Origin of the sequence: Desmospora activa DSM 45169 (assembly GCF_003046315.1) — a bacterium.
Lineage (GTDB): Bacteria > Bacillota > Bacilli > Thermoactinomycetales > DSM-45169 > Desmospora > Desmospora activa.
This window is the reverse complement of record NZ_PZZP01000001.1, coordinates 1,423,106-1,436,603: the sequence shown is the minus strand read 5'-3', so window position 1 is coordinate 1,436,603 and position 13,498 is coordinate 1,423,106. Positions and strand designations below refer to the sequence as shown.

Genomic DNA, 13,498 nt, shown 5'->3' with positions numbered 1-13,498 from the left:
AGGAGGGGAGGCATTGTACGTATCGATTCGAACAGATTCTTCCATTGAGATTGGCACTGGACATACCATGCGCTGCTTGACCCTAGCAGAAGCGCTGCAAAAGATGGGGGCGGAAGTGAGTTTTATCTGTCGGGATGGCCCTGGAAACATCAATTCTTTTATTGAGAAACGCGGATTTATCGTTTATCGGCTTCCACCCATCCAAATGGAAAGAAGCCAAGAGGAATGGAATGTTCAAGATGCAGTCGAGAGTCTTACCATCATCAAAAAGCATGCACCTATCGATTGGCTAATTGTGGACCATTACACGCTCGACTGGCGCTGGGAACAGTCCATGCGAGGTTACGCCAAAAAGATCATGGTAGTTGATGATTTAGCGGATCGGCGTCATGACTGTGATCTTTTATTGGATCAAAATCTACACCACCAGATGGATACACGTTACCAAACACGGTTGATGCGGGACTGCCGACTCTTACTTGGGCCCAAATACGCGATGTTAAGACCACAATTTTATTTTCAAAGACAAAAGATGAAGAAACCGAATGGTGAAGTGAGACGGATTCACATCTGTTTCGGAGGGTCTGACCCTACCAATCAAACATTGAGGGCGTTAGAGGCTATCGCCTCCCTTGATGACAAACGATGGTCCATCGATGTAGTGGTGGGTCGTGCCAATCCCTTCAGTGATGAAGTGAAAAAGGCTTGTTCCCGTATCCCTGGGGCATCGTTTTTTGGCCATGTGGATGATATGGCGACGCTTTTGGCCGACTCCGACCTGGCAATCGGCGGTGGAGGCAGCTCCACTTGGGAGAGATGCTGCTTGGGAGTACCGAGTCTAATCATTTCCATCGCAAACAATCAAACAGCAGCCAGTCAGGAGTGTCATCGTCGGCAACTTATCCGATACTTGGGGGCTTATGACCAGGTGACCACTCAGCAAATAAATAAAGAACTGATACGGATGGCAACAGATAAAAAGGAATTGCTCTCCTTGCGAGCACGCGGGATGGAGATGGTAGACGGTCTCGGCGTTACAAGGGTATGTCTTTTATTGCTGGGGGAATCGTTGCAGTCAAAAACAGATGTAGAAGTGGAGCAACAGTTTTTCCGAATTTACGACATCTCAAAGAACAAATGCGGGAAGGAAGGGATAGGATGACGGATCAACTACCGGTAATTCAAATCGGACACCACAAGATTAGTCGCAAACACCGGCCGTTGATTATCGCCGAGATGTCCGGAAATCACAATCAATCCCTGGAGCGTGCATTGAAGATTGTAGATGCGGCGGCCTCTGCCGGGGTCGATGCCGTCAAATTGCAAACATACACGGCTGACAGTATGACATTGGATGTAATGAGCGGCGAGTTTTATATCGATAATCCCGATAATTTATGGCAGGGAACCTCCTTGTATGAGTTGTATCAAAAAGCGGCGACACCTTGGGAATGGCATGAGCCGATCCGGAAGCGATGTGAGGAACAGGGGTTAATTTTGTTCAGCTCCCCTTTTGACGAGTCTTCAGTGGATTTTTTGCAGAAATTAAATGTTCCTTGTTTTAAAATTGCATCCTTTGAAAACATCGATATCCCCCTGATCAAAAAAGTAGCCGCAACGGGGAAGCCCATAATCCTTTCCACCGGGATGGCCCGTGCCTCTGAATTGGATGAAAGTATCCGAGCCGCCCGAGAGGCAGGTTGCCGCGATTTGATTCTATTGAAATGCACCAGTACGTACCCTGCTGACCCCGCTCATTCCAACCTGCTGACTATCCCTCATATGCGGGATCTTTTTCAATGTCAGATCGGTTTATCCGATCATACTCCCGGCATTGGGGCGGCGGTTGCCGGAGTGGCATTAGGTGTAACGGTGATTGAGAAACATTTAACCCTTAATCGCGCCGACGGTGGAGTCGATGCTGCCTTTTCTCTGGAGCCGGATGAGATGGCTGCGTTGGTTCAGGAAGTTAGCCGGGCATGGCAGGCATTGGGACAGATTCAGTATGGACCCACGGTAGACGAGGAAAAATCGGTTTACTATCGCCGATCACTTTATGTTTCACAAAATATAAAAGCTGGAGAGAGGTTTACAAAAGAGAATTTAAGGGTCATACGGCCGGGATATGGCCTGTCTCCAAAATATTATGATATTTTACTCGGGAAAAAAGTGAGCCAAAATGTAAAAAAAGGAACTCCTGTCGGGTGGGATTTGATTTGATTATAGGAAAGGGGGGTGTATATGCCTCGATATGCGGACTGTCGCTTACGGCCGATGACGGAAGACGATTTGGCGATGGTTCTTGATTGGCGAAATTCGGAGCCGATTCGTAAGTTGTCCCTCTCAGATCGCGCGATTACAATGGAAGAACATCGACAGTGGTTTCAGGGTGTCTTTGACACCCCATGCCATCCGTTGCTGTTTGAATATCAGGAGGAACCCGCCGGTGTTGTTACCTTCTCCAGGTGGGATCCGTATCATCATCGTTGCTTCTGGGGGTGTTATCTGGGGCGAACCGATCTGCCAAAAGGGACAGGAACAGCGATGGGATATCTGGCGCTGGAGTATGCATTTGACCGTCTGGGAGTCCGAAAACTATGTGGGGAGACCCTTGCCTGCAACACTCGAGCACTCCGCTTTGAACGAAAGTTAGAAATCATCGATGTAGAGGGATATCTAGTAGAACACATCTTACGGGATGGACGATATGAGGACCTGATTTGTGTCAGGGCGTTAAATCGGGATTGGCAAGAACGAAAAACGCTTTTAAAGTCACGCCTCTTTTCCGATTGAAGTAATAAAAAGGACCGCCATCAGCGGTCTTTTTTAAGTCTGTAGCACTTTAAGTAACTCTTTTGACCGATAGATCTCCCCAAAGTGGGGTTCGTCTGGGGCAGGGGTTTGCCTGAGTTGAATCGGAGCTTTTTCATTGGGAACATAGTGAACAGAGAGAAAGGATTTTGCAGCATGTTGACGAGCGTAGAGAACCAGCTTTTGCATATAATCCCATGTTACAAGCGGAGGCCAGACGGTGCGAAGGCCGTGGATCATGGTATATGGCGTTTCGACATGGGGGAGATATTTACGGACTGCGTCCTTTAAAGTTGCATGTGGCAACGGGATGATTGTCGTACGGGGATCTTCGATATGTTTAAGCACTGCTTCCCCGGTGGAACGGGGGGAGAGATCGACCACCAGCAGTTTATAGTTACTATAATATTGCTCCAACAATGTTTCCATGAGATCGGTTTTGTTTTCAATCCGGTCGTCGACAGGAAAGATAACAGTTGTTTCAAAGGGGATATTTCGCCGTTGACGCGCCTGTTGCCGTGCCAGCTGAAAGGCATAGCGCCAACGGCGATGTTGTTGCTTGGATTTACGCAGACGGGCGGAGACGCTATGGTCGGAATTCATCCGATAATCCATCAACTCTTCCGGGATGTAGTCAATCTCGCACAGCTCGGTTAGGCGAAGCCAATACTCAAAGTCTTCTACGGGTTCCAGGTGATAGCCATTGATTTTTTGAGCAAAGGATTTCTTATACATAAAAGAAACCCCGACAAAACAAACATCGAGAAGCTCTTCTTTCGGCTTTCGTTGAAACTGGCGAAACTTGATCAGATCGTTCTCGGTCTGGATCGAGTTGCCTTCACCGTTTATATGGCGGAAACTGCTATAGACGAATCCCAGCTGAGGCGGTCCCGTATGGAGCTTTGCACGCAGCGCTTCTAAGAAGCGAGGGTAATAAATATTATCGCTGGAGATCCATGTCAGGTATTGGATATGGGGAAGGGAGAAAAGAAGCTGAAATCCGGTATTAAGGGCTTGTGAAACCCCACGGTTTTTCTTATGAAAAAGTAATTTGACCCGTGGATCGGCGGCGGTTTCTTCGTGGACAGTCTGAACGGTTTGCTTATCCGCTCCATCGATCACAATCACAAGCTGAAACTGTCGATAAGTTTGGCGAAATATAGACTGAAGAGCAGCACGGAGGTATGACGGATGTTGGTTGTATAACGGCATGACGATTCCTACATCATGCATATGGATAATTCCTTTCTGTGTGTGATTCCATCCATTCTTTCAGTTCTCGTAACATGGCGATATAGGGAGGGAGTGGATAAGTGAAGTCCGCCCGCGTATTGAGCAAGGTTTTATCCGATCGAATATCGTCACGGGGATGGATTGTGACTCCACTTCGGTTAAACACTTCGCGAAATAGATAAAGAAGTGTATATTTGGAGATCTTTTGCGGAGTTGCTAGATGAATTAACCCACTGACGGGCTGGGGGAGAAGCCACTCAATCGCTTTGGCCAGTTCCAATGTGGTCACTCCATTCCAGAAAACACGCCGATATCCTTGAATCATATCTACTTGTTGCATAAACCAATGAAATAGACCGATCCCGTGTGGCTTTAGTTCAGGTCCGACGATGGACGTACGGATAGTGACATGCTGCTCAACGGTTATTTCCCCCAAATTTTTGGTTTTACCGTATAAGGTGGGGGCATCGGTGGGGTCTTTTTCCATATATCCGCCACGAGTGCCGGAAAAAACACAATCGGTACTGATATGGATCAAACGAAATCCATGTTGATTGCCGAAGCGAGCCAACTGGTGAGGGAAAAGACTGTTTACTCGGATGGCTCTTCCGGTCGACGGGTGGCATCATCATTTAAAATACCGACAGCGTTAATGACGACTTCCGGCCGCACCCGCTCCAGTATTGCTGCTACCTCTGTCTCAGTATTCACATCCAGGGTGAGCGCCAGCGGGTCGGTCGTTTTTTTACGTGTGGTCCACCATACTTCGTGATTGTTTGCGTTCAGATAATCCCGGAGCATGTGGCCCGCCATCCCGCTACCACCAAATATCAGGATCTTCACACGGTATCCCCCCTTGGATTACGGAAGCATTCCGCCTTGCCGCAGCAATGCTTCGATCTCATCATGGGACATCGGGTCGGCATTAGAGGAATAGGTTTGGAAACGAACCTTTTCCAACGACCCATATTGTTGGCTGAGCTCCGCCGATGGGTGGGAGGGCAAGATGACGTAATACTGGTCGTTATAGCGATAGGTGCGGGGGGATTCATGGGCAGATACCAGTACTTCATGCAATTTTTCACCGGGCCGGATTCCTATCTCCTTGATGGCAACAGAGTGAGTAGCATGGCGCATTAGCACTTCCGCCAAATGAAGAATGCGGCAGGTTTTCATTTTCATAACGAAGGTTTCTCCTCCGATCGATTCGATTGCTGCTTTAATCAGTAACTCAATCGCCTCGGAAATCGTCAGAAAAAACCGGGTCATCATCTTAGAGGTGAGGGTGACTTCGCCACCGTCCTCAATCTGTTTTTTAAAGAAGGGAACAACGCTGCCGTTGGTTCCCAGAACATTGCCGCCACGGATACAGACAAAACGGGTTGACGGGGTAAGGTCGTTGGCCCGGATCATCAGTTTTTCACCAAAGGCTTTAGTCATGCCGTAAAAATTAACCGGGTCGACGGCTTTATCGGTGGAAACATCGATCACCTTTTTTACTTGATGGTGAATGCTGGCCTGGATCACATTTTCCGTTCCGAGGACATTGGTTTTTAACGCTTCATCCGGTTGCATTTCACAGATGGGAACATGTTTGAGCGCAGCCAGATGAAAAACGGTATCGACTCCGCGGCAAGCTTGTTGTACCGACTCCCGATCTCTGACGTCACCGATGATAAATTTTAATTTGGAAGAGCGAATAAAGCGCCCCATTGTCACCTGTGAAAATTCGTTGCGAGAAAAGATGCGAATCTCCTTAGGCTGATACCGAAGGAGGTGACGTGTCAGCTCATATCCCCACGATCCGGTGGCACCGGTGATCAAAATCGTCTGTCCTTTAAACATGATTGATCCCTCCTAATATCATATTGACTACTTTGGTAGAAACGAGGGGATCGAGATACCCTTCGGGACATTGCCACTCCTTCGCATGAGTCATGAATTCCACACAGGCGGCAATGCGCGTTGGATCTAGACCCGAAACCGTGTTGCTTCCACAGGTGACCGTTTCGGGCCTTTCGGTACTTTTGCGAATGGTGACGGCAGGAACACCGAAGATGCAGCTTTCTTCTTGCACTGTACCACTGTCGGTCACGACGACACGGGCATTTTTTTGCAGTTTCACAAAATCAAAAAAGCCGAAGGGGGGATGGAAAATCACATTGGGATGGGAGGAGGTGATTTGGTTTTGGGTCAAACGGGCACGGGTACGGGGATGAACACTACAAATCACCGGCATCTCCGTCTGATCGGCAATTAAACGCAAGCTCTCTACAATTTTTTGCAGGTGATCGCTGTTATCCACGTTTTCAGCGCGATGGGCTGTTACCAGGGTGTATGTCCCTGCTTTCAGCCCCATTTCTCGTAAAATATCACTTTTATCGATCTCATTCCGGTAATGCTCTAATACTTCATAGATGGGATTTCCCGAAACCCAGATTCGGTGAGAGGGAATGCCTTCGCGCAACAAATTTTGTCGGCTCCATTCGGTATAAGGCAAATTAAAAGAAGAGACAGTATCGATGATTTTCCGGTTGAGCTCTTCCGGTACAGCCGCGTCATAACAACGGTTTCCCGCTTCCATGTGATAGACGGGAATCCCCATCCGCTCGGCCACAATGGCACAAAGTGCGCTGTTGGTATCACCCAGCATCAAGATGCGGTCGGGCTTTTCTTGTAAAAGAATTGCTTCTACTTCGGCAAACATCGTTCCCAATTGCGTGCCAAAGGAATAAGAGCCGACTGGAATTTGATAGTTGGGTGCCCGGATTCCCATCTGCTTAAAAAAGATATCGCTTAGGGACTTATCGCCGTTTTGCCCGGTGTGAACGAGGACATGCCGGGAAGCGTATCGATCCAATTGATGAATGATCAGGCTTAATCGAATGATCTCGGGGCGCGTCCCGAGAATCGTCATGATTTTCACATTTTGTCCTCCTTTATCACGATTGACCGGGCAAAAGCTGTGGGGCGATCGTTTTATACAAGCGATTCGCCTCTTCAAAATCTTTCGGCCGACCGATATCCATCCAAAAAGCGTCATTATGATAATGGCGCACTTTTTTGTGGTCCTTTAAAAGTGCGCGGATTAAGTCCGGCATATCAAAAAAATGTTGATCGGGAATGTAGTCCATGATTTCAGGATTCATCATATAGACCCCCATATTGACCAGAGCCGGTTTCGTCGGTTTTTCCAGAAAGTCGGTCACCCGATCCGCTTGTGTTTGTAATACACCTAAATCGATGGGAACGTTTTTGGTTTGAGAGGCAATGGTGAGTACGCTATCCCCTGCACAATGGAAATCATAAAACTTTTTCATATCGAGGGTGGTCAGCACATCGCAATTCATCACGAGAAAGGGTTGTGCAAGGGATGGTAACCCTTTTAGCGGTCCGACGGTTCCCAGGGGGTGTTTTTCGATTTGGTAGCGAATGGAAACTCCCCAAGCGCGTCCGTTCCCAAAATAGGTTTGGATCAGAGGAGCCAGATATCCGCACAATAGGGTGATATCTTGAAACCCGTGATACTTCAGCTGTTTAACAATCAGTTCCAATGTCGGTTGTCCACCGATGGGGAGGAGCCCCTTGGGTAATACCTGGGTAAATGGGGCCATACGGGTACCTTTGCCACCGGTTACGATCACGGCATCCACGAGTAAGCCCCCCTCCTTCTTGATTACTGCACAATTAGGTCATTTTCCGTTAAAGCAATCTATTCACCCTCACCGGGCTTCGTATAGTCGAATGAATGAAGGCTTTTAAAATAGTTATTGGCACAAAATGGATTGGCTAGGCCGGTAAAAGGGTCACCTATATTTCTGCTTTGTATAATAATCGGGAGCATGTAGGGAGGGAGGGTGGCTATGAAAATTGTAATCCCAGTTGGATCCTTGGAGACCGGGGGCGGATGTCGGGTTTTAGCTGATATCGCCAATGCCTTGGTTGCTAAGGGTTATGAGACAGAGATCGTTCTCCCACACTGGTCCCCAGTCGCCTACCCGATCGATGCAAAAATAACGCGGGTCCCATTCCTCAAAAAAGACAATATCCCTTATGGAGACATTGTCCTGCCTAATTTTTATATCACTTTTCAACCCGCTTTTGCCGCATGGCCGAAACAGTGCATCCGGTTGTGCCAAGGGTTTGAACCGGATTGGCTGACGGGGGAGAACCGCACCGTTGCCCTGTGGACGTATCAGCAGAGGGTTCCGGTTATCAGTGTCTCCCATTGGTTGGATAAACGGATTCAAGCACATGTGGGACAGCGGTCGACGGTGGTCAATCTCGGGATCGATCCACACGTTTTTAACCCTGGAGCCGGGCAGGAAGATATAAAATCACACCATCCCAAGGTAATCCTCTACATCGCCCGTGATCCCAAGGTAGGGTATGCCTTGAAGGGATACGATGATTTTGTCAAAAGCATGCACTTGTTTAAGCAAAGCTATGAGGGAGATTTTATTGTTCACATGATCTGTACGGAACGGGAGTTACCGTTGCCCGGAATCCCACATCGGACATTCCAACCGACTGATGATATAGAAATGGTGGAATTGTACCGTGCGGCTGATGTGTTTGTTTCCACCTCTTGGATTGAAGGGTTTGGCTTACCACCCTTGGAGGCGATGGCCTGCGGAACCCCTGTCGTCACTACGAATTCCGGTGGGGTGATGGATTTTTGTCGTCATCTGGAAAGCGCCTATGTTGTACCGCCTAAACATCCTGAGGCAGTAGCTACAGGAATCCGTTCGATTCTTTCCAATCCCAATTTAGCCCGTAGGCTGGTTCGGGGAGGTGAAGAGACGGCAAGTCGCTTGACAAAACGCTCTTTTGCCGAAAACATCGTGGTCGCCCTGGAACAAATCGAACGCGATCGTCATGCGGATTCTAAGGAGTAGAAAAGAAAGGTGGTGCCGTGATGGCAATGAAAAAAAGAGGAAGACGATTGGTAAGGAAGAAACCGCAACGGAGCCGAGATTGCCAGTGGGTCAAATTATGCCCGCCAAAAAAGCGAAAATGTCCACCTAAGCGAAAAAAACGCCTTCGCTTCCGAAAGCCGAAAAGGGTTATCCGTTTTCCGAAAAGAGTTGTCCGCAGATGGCAAGGCCAGCTTAGGTTGCTGGAGCGAAGGATTCTACAGCGTGCTTTATTTATTTTAAGAGCGGAGCTTGCACGGTTGAGACAGGAACTTCTCGATCTGTTGAATGCGCGATACCAGGCGTTGCGTGAACAATTGTTACCATTTCTCAATCAAAATGTAGAGGTTACCACTCGTTATGGAACGGTACAGGGTGTTTTGGTTAGTGTAGGTAACGATTATCTAGAAATCCGGGAGGCTAGTGGAAATATCGTGCTCATCCCATTCGAAAACTTCGTCAGTATCAGCAGAATCTGATAGGGGGTGGATAGATTGCTTCTTTATCAACGTTTGCGCCAGTTTATCGGTTCCCAGGTAGAAGTGATGACTGCAGCGGGGTTGACAACAGGAAGGCTTCTCTCCGCAGGTCCAGCTACGATTGTTGTGCAAGTATCGGTCACTCCCGGATATCCACCCGCTACGGTTACCATTCATAATTTTGCCATCGGGTTTATCCGGATCATCGTCGCTTAAGATCGATTGCTTGAATAACGGCAGAGAAGCCACTCTTTCCAGGCGGAGAAATGGTTGGCGTTTTTATGGGAGACGCTGTCAGCTCGAAGTCGGACGTGGTAGTGGGAGCCTGGGACATATCGGATTTGGTGGGTTTCCAGCAGTTTTAACACTACCCGGATATCTTCATACAACCTCCCTTCCCCATAATCATCTACCGGCCATCCGCCGATCTGGCAGATGGCTTCCCGCCGATAGATGCGCGGGCCGACCGGGGTCAGATCGTTTAGATAATGTTGAAACGATTGGATTGGATACCCCTTTCTGTAGGTTCGACAAATGAGTCGGCCCGTCGGATCTTCCTGCCAGAATATCCGATCTCCATAAAGGAGAGCGACTTCTGGCGGCACTTCCTGCACGGAACGTTGTACCCATGCGAGTGCCTCTGGACTGAGCCAATCATCGGCATCTAACTCCAACAGCCACTTTCCCCTCGTCTTTTGCCAAGCCTCGTTTAAACAATACACCTTCCCCCGATTAACGGGACGGGGTAACCACCGAATCCGTGGGTCATCAAATTTACGTACTTCCTTCGCCGTGGTGTCGTTAGAACCGTCATCGATCACAATTAGCTCAAAATCGGGATGGGTTTGGTAGAGAGCGGAGGTGATGGTCCACGAGATGGTATCAGCTCCGTTGTAGACGGGCAGCAGGATGGATATTGTCGGTTGGGTGGTAGCGGTTTGTCGAGGCTGCGCCTGTTCCAATCCGCCCAAAAAATGATCGATCCACTTCTGTTTCTCTCGCTCCCATACGGATCCCCCTGGATGGAGGGGGTTCCAGTCTAGCGTCACTCTCGTTTTCGCGGAAAAAGGAAGCGTGGACCAAAGAAAATCATCCGCCTGTTCAGAGAAAGGCCATTCTTTTTTTGACGGCCATCCCCCATGCTTTTTTACATAAGGTCCGTTCCAGCAGCAAAAAAGAGGGCGTTGGTTCTTACCCTCTACACGAATACTTGCGCCTTGAGGGAGCATTTGGATCTGTTGTTTTAATTTTATTAATGTGTCTTCAAGAATGGTAGGATGGCTTAGCCAATCGGTTGAAACAGAACAAATCCAGTGGGATGACAGCTGGTTGAGAGCGTTATTCATGGCATCTCCCCAATGATTGCCGCTAACGTCCGTCCTTTGAATCCCATGCGTCCATTCTAGTTTTGGGGGAGTCGGAGATCCGGAGGCAGATCCAATCAAAAGTACGATATCCTCAACCAACCCTCGCTTCATCCATATGCTTAAATTTTGCGACAAGGCTTGCCGCAATTGCAAAATGGAACCCGCATGGCGCAATATCATCCCGAACAATGGAGCACCTCATTCCGGATTGCGTTTGATCCCTATTTATTGTATGAGTTAGGGTAGGGGCTGTTACTTCCGATAATGGTACCGTATCGGAAGTTATGGCTATGGGATAAATCGCTACGAACTTATCTACAGCATAAGTGCTGATTCGTTCAAATTGTAAAGTGCAAAAGTTGACGCTTCGCGATCACTATAGTGTCGACGATACTCCTCTGTAATGGAAAAGAAAAAACCGACCGCGGTTTGATCCCGCATTGCGGTTTTTTCTGCGTTGTTAATGATTGGGCTTGTACAACTCTAGTAGCTGCCGTTTATAAAAAGGATCGTTTACTGCCCGCTCAATCTGTCTGTATAGTAGGTATGACGGAAATAATCCGCCATTTTAATGGCCAATCCAACCCGAGAATTAACCCCCAACTTTTGGATGGCTGAAGTAATATGGTATTCTACAGTTCTACGGCCTATATAAAGGCTGTCAGCGATTTGTTGATTGGTTTTGTCTTTCAATAGTTCCTGAATTACCCGCAACTCCATATTGGTGAGCGATAATTCGGTATCTTCTTTATTTTTATCAATTACTTGAAAAAATTTATATTTTAGATCAGAGCAAAAATACCAACCGTTGTTGCTAACTACAGAGATAGCAGTTTTCAACTGGTTGATATTCTTGTGCAGTATCATACCACACCCTTCTAAATGAAGAAATTTAAAGAAATTTTTATCAAATCTATTCAGCAAAAAGATCAATTTTGGTCGGGGGAGGGGGTGCTTCCAAATTATCTGGTTCATACTGTTCAGTAGCTTGAAATCCGATCCATCCAAAATGATCAAAACCCGATTCCCATGTATTCCTAATAATTTCTTTAGTTCATCAAAGTCTTTAAACCACTTCACTTTTTCAATAGAGGGGATTGAGTCAAATACATCTTTTGACAGTCGCTTATACATAAGAGAAGAAACCAATAAGGTATGGTGATTCACGATTATCACCTCAGATGTTAATTTGCAGGGAATACAGGCAATTGCATATTAACACGAAATGTGTGATTTTTTTAAAAGGGTTCCTTCCCATTTCGAATGTTTTTCGTATAGTTTGGTTTATTATGTAATGATGTACGATATGTTTGGTATGAGGATCGTTTGCTAATTCTACAGATACCTGTTCGAAAAAGTGGTTTAAAGCTGCAACACATTCAGATTCATATGGGAAGCTAAAGGGAGGCCCTTTTAAAATCGATCTCGCTGAACCCTTTTCCCACTCCCCACTAAGATTGATGACGCTTTCCAACGATGTGAATGACCCTAGGTGTTCTGATATTCCGTTTTGTTAGAATCAGAATTTGATTCATATTTCTGTTTACCCGGCGATGAAAGACGGGTTTATTTTTTTGAGAGAGTACACCCTTGAATATTCTGTACAGATTCCTGTCATAAGACACAACTAATCATCGCAATAGAGTCACTAGGCATGATTATTCTTCACGCTTTCAACACCCTTCAAGCCCCCTTTCAACATTTCGGTATATACTGAAAATCTATATACGTAGTATATGCATTGTAACTCACTCAGACTGGAACTTCAATGAATTTTTTATAAAAAGAAGAAGATGATACTGTAAAGGTGTTTATTGGGTGATTTTAGGCCCACTTATACTTTGCGTGATATACGAGTGTCATTATATAACTTCTGTTTTAAAATCGGGGATGAATTGATATGACTTTAAATTTGATAGGTGGTTAGGGAGATTGGAACTTGAAGGGAAATTGATTTTGGTCACAGGAGGATCCAGTGGAATCGGCAAGTCCATATGTTTGCAATTGGGGCGTTTGGGAGCTAATGTCATCGTTGGATACAAGTCTAACAGACAAGCTGCTCAAGATGTAGTGGACGAGTTAAAGTCGGATCGGCCTGATGCGGTTACGGCCAAGTTTCAATTGAACATTAAGGATTACGAACAAGTTACCTCAGTTGTGAACGAAATCATTGAGAAATATGGAACGATCGATGTACTGGTAAACAATGCAGCAGTAGGGGTTGAGGGCGCAGTCATTCCAACAAATCCTGTCGAGGACTGGGTTGATGTGATTGAAACGAACTTAATTGGGGCTTTTTACTGTATTAAAGCAGTGTCACTCCATATGTTGCTCGCTCAAAAGGGTTCGATTATCAACATTGCATCGGTGGCAGGTATATCCGGAATTGAAAGATTGAGCAGCTACTGTGCAAGTAAAGCGGGGTTGATTGGACTGACAAAATCCCTCAGTAAAGAATTTGCTCCTTATAAAATTAGGGTAAATGCAGTTGCACCAGGCTATACGTTGGATACAGGAATGATTGAGAGAATAGATGAAATGGAGTTGCAACGAATAAAAGAACGAGTGCCGATGGGTCGCTTTGCCCTTCCGGAAGAAATTGCTGAAGTGGTGTCCTTCTTGTCATCAGACCACTCCAGTTATATCAATGGGCAAACATTGGTGGTCGATGGAGGCTTGACAGCGTGAAGGG

Annotated in this window: 15 protein-coding genes; 7 read left to right on the top strand and 8 right to left on the bottom strand. The window is 46.8% G+C overall.

Features of this window, described 5'->3' with window-relative positions; translation table 11 throughout:
* Positions 1–13 precede the first annotated feature (13 nt).
* From pseG to pseH, 3 genes are read left to right on the top strand one after another with little or no spacing between them, the layout of a single operon-like run.
* Positions 14–1,162, top strand: coding sequence for a UDP-2,4-diacetamido-2,4,6-trideoxy-beta-L-altropyranose hydrolase (gene pseG / locus C8J48_RS07050; RefSeq protein WP_170105247.1), 1,149 nt, complete (start codon positions 14–16; stop codon positions 1,160–1,162).
* Positions 1,159–2,220 carry a pseudaminic acid synthase gene (pseI, locus tag C8J48_RS07045; RefSeq protein WP_107725606.1) on the top strand — a complete coding sequence of 354 codons (1,062 nt, stop codon included), beginning with the start codon at positions 1,159–1,161 and terminating at the stop codon, positions 2,218–2,220. The genes pseG and pseI overlap by 4 nt, the downstream gene beginning before the upstream one ends.
* Before the next feature lie 21 nt (positions 2,221–2,241).
* Positions 2,242–2,793, top strand: a complete 552-nt coding sequence (pseH, locus tag C8J48_RS07040) for a UDP-4-amino-4,6-dideoxy-N-acetyl-beta-L-altrosamine N-acetyltransferase (protein ID WP_107725605.1) — start codon at positions 2,242–2,244, stop codon at positions 2,791–2,793.
* A gap of 33 nt (positions 2,794–2,826) precedes the next feature.
* Here pseH and C8J48_RS07035 read toward each other — a convergent pair whose 3' ends face one another.
* From C8J48_RS07035 to C8J48_RS07015, 6 genes are read right to left on the bottom strand one after another with little or no spacing between them, the layout of a single operon-like run.
* On the bottom strand, positions 2,827–4,044 hold the full coding sequence (locus C8J48_RS07035) for a glycosyltransferase family 2 protein (protein ID WP_107725604.1): 1,218 nt from the start codon (positions 4,042–4,044) through the stop codon (positions 2,827–2,829).
* The gene (locus C8J48_RS07030; RefSeq protein ID WP_342748226.1) at positions 4,037–4,615 is read right to left on the bottom strand and encodes a sugar nucleotide-binding protein; all 579 of its coding nucleotides are present in this window, start codon (positions 4,613–4,615) and stop codon (positions 4,037–4,039) included. Before C8J48_RS07030 ends, C8J48_RS07035 begins: the two co-directional genes overlap by 8 nt.
* Before the next feature lie 20 nt (positions 4,616–4,635).
* Positions 4,636–4,887, bottom strand: coding sequence for an NAD-dependent epimerase/dehydratase family protein (locus C8J48_RS19275; RefSeq protein WP_342748225.1), 252 nt, complete (start codon positions 4,885–4,887; stop codon positions 4,636–4,638).
* An 18-nt stretch (positions 4,888–4,905) separates the two neighbouring features.
* The gene (locus C8J48_RS07025) at positions 4,906–5,889 is read right to left on the bottom strand and encodes a polysaccharide biosynthesis protein (RefSeq protein ID WP_107725603.1); all 984 of its coding nucleotides are present in this window, start codon (positions 5,887–5,889) and stop codon (positions 4,906–4,908) included.
* Positions 5,882–6,970: a non-hydrolyzing UDP-N-acetylglucosamine 2-epimerase gene (gene wecB / locus C8J48_RS07020; protein WP_107725602.1), complete on the bottom strand. Its 1,089-nt coding sequence runs from the start codon at positions 6,968–6,970 to the stop codon at positions 5,882–5,884. Before wecB ends, C8J48_RS07025 begins: the two co-directional genes overlap by 8 nt.
* Before the next feature lie 16 nt (positions 6,971–6,986).
* Positions 6,987–7,697, bottom strand: a complete 711-nt coding sequence (locus tag C8J48_RS07015; protein ID WP_107725601.1) for a sugar phosphate nucleotidyltransferase — start codon at positions 7,695–7,697, stop codon at positions 6,987–6,989.
* A gap of 210 nt (positions 7,698–7,907) precedes the next feature.
* Between C8J48_RS07015 and C8J48_RS07010 the strand changes: the two genes are divergently transcribed.
* The 3 genes from C8J48_RS07010 to C8J48_RS07000 all read left to right on the top strand — a co-directional run bounded on the left by C8J48_RS07010 (position 7,908) and on the right by C8J48_RS07000 (position 9,655).
* Positions 7,908–8,942, top strand: a complete 1,035-nt coding sequence (locus tag C8J48_RS07010; RefSeq protein ID WP_107725600.1) for a glycosyltransferase family 4 protein — start codon at positions 7,908–7,910, stop codon at positions 8,940–8,942.
* Between the two features lie 278 nt (positions 8,943–9,220).
* A complete protein-coding gene (locus C8J48_RS18680; RefSeq protein ID WP_170105245.1) occupies positions 9,221–9,439 on the top strand; it encodes a DUF2642 domain-containing protein in 219 nt (72 codons plus the stop codon).
* A gap of 15 nt (positions 9,440–9,454) precedes the next feature.
* Positions 9,455–9,655 carry a hypothetical protein gene (locus C8J48_RS07000; protein ID WP_170105243.1) on the top strand — a complete coding sequence of 67 codons (201 nt, stop codon included), beginning with the start codon at positions 9,455–9,457 and terminating at the stop codon, positions 9,653–9,655.
* Here C8J48_RS07000 and C8J48_RS06995 read toward each other — a convergent pair.
* Both C8J48_RS06995 and C8J48_RS19185 read right to left on the bottom strand, forming a co-directional pair.
* A complete protein-coding gene (locus C8J48_RS06995; protein WP_245891189.1) occupies positions 9,652–10,986 on the bottom strand; it encodes a glycosyltransferase family 2 protein in 1,335 nt (444 codons plus the stop codon). The two genes, C8J48_RS07000 and C8J48_RS06995, sit on opposite strands and share 4 nt — an antisense overlap.
* Positions 10,987–11,319: 333 nt before the next feature.
* On the bottom strand, positions 11,320–11,973 hold the full coding sequence (locus C8J48_RS19185; RefSeq protein WP_107725596.1) for a helix-turn-helix domain-containing protein: 654 nt from the start codon (positions 11,971–11,973) through the stop codon (positions 11,320–11,322).
* 765 nt (positions 11,974–12,738) lie between these two features.
* Between C8J48_RS19185 and C8J48_RS06985 the strand changes: the two genes are divergently transcribed.
* Positions 12,739–13,494, top strand: a complete 756-nt coding sequence (locus C8J48_RS06985; RefSeq protein ID WP_107725595.1) for an SDR family NAD(P)-dependent oxidoreductase — start codon at positions 12,739–12,741, stop codon at positions 13,492–13,494.
* The last annotated feature ends 4 nt before the right edge of the window (positions 13,495–13,498 follow it).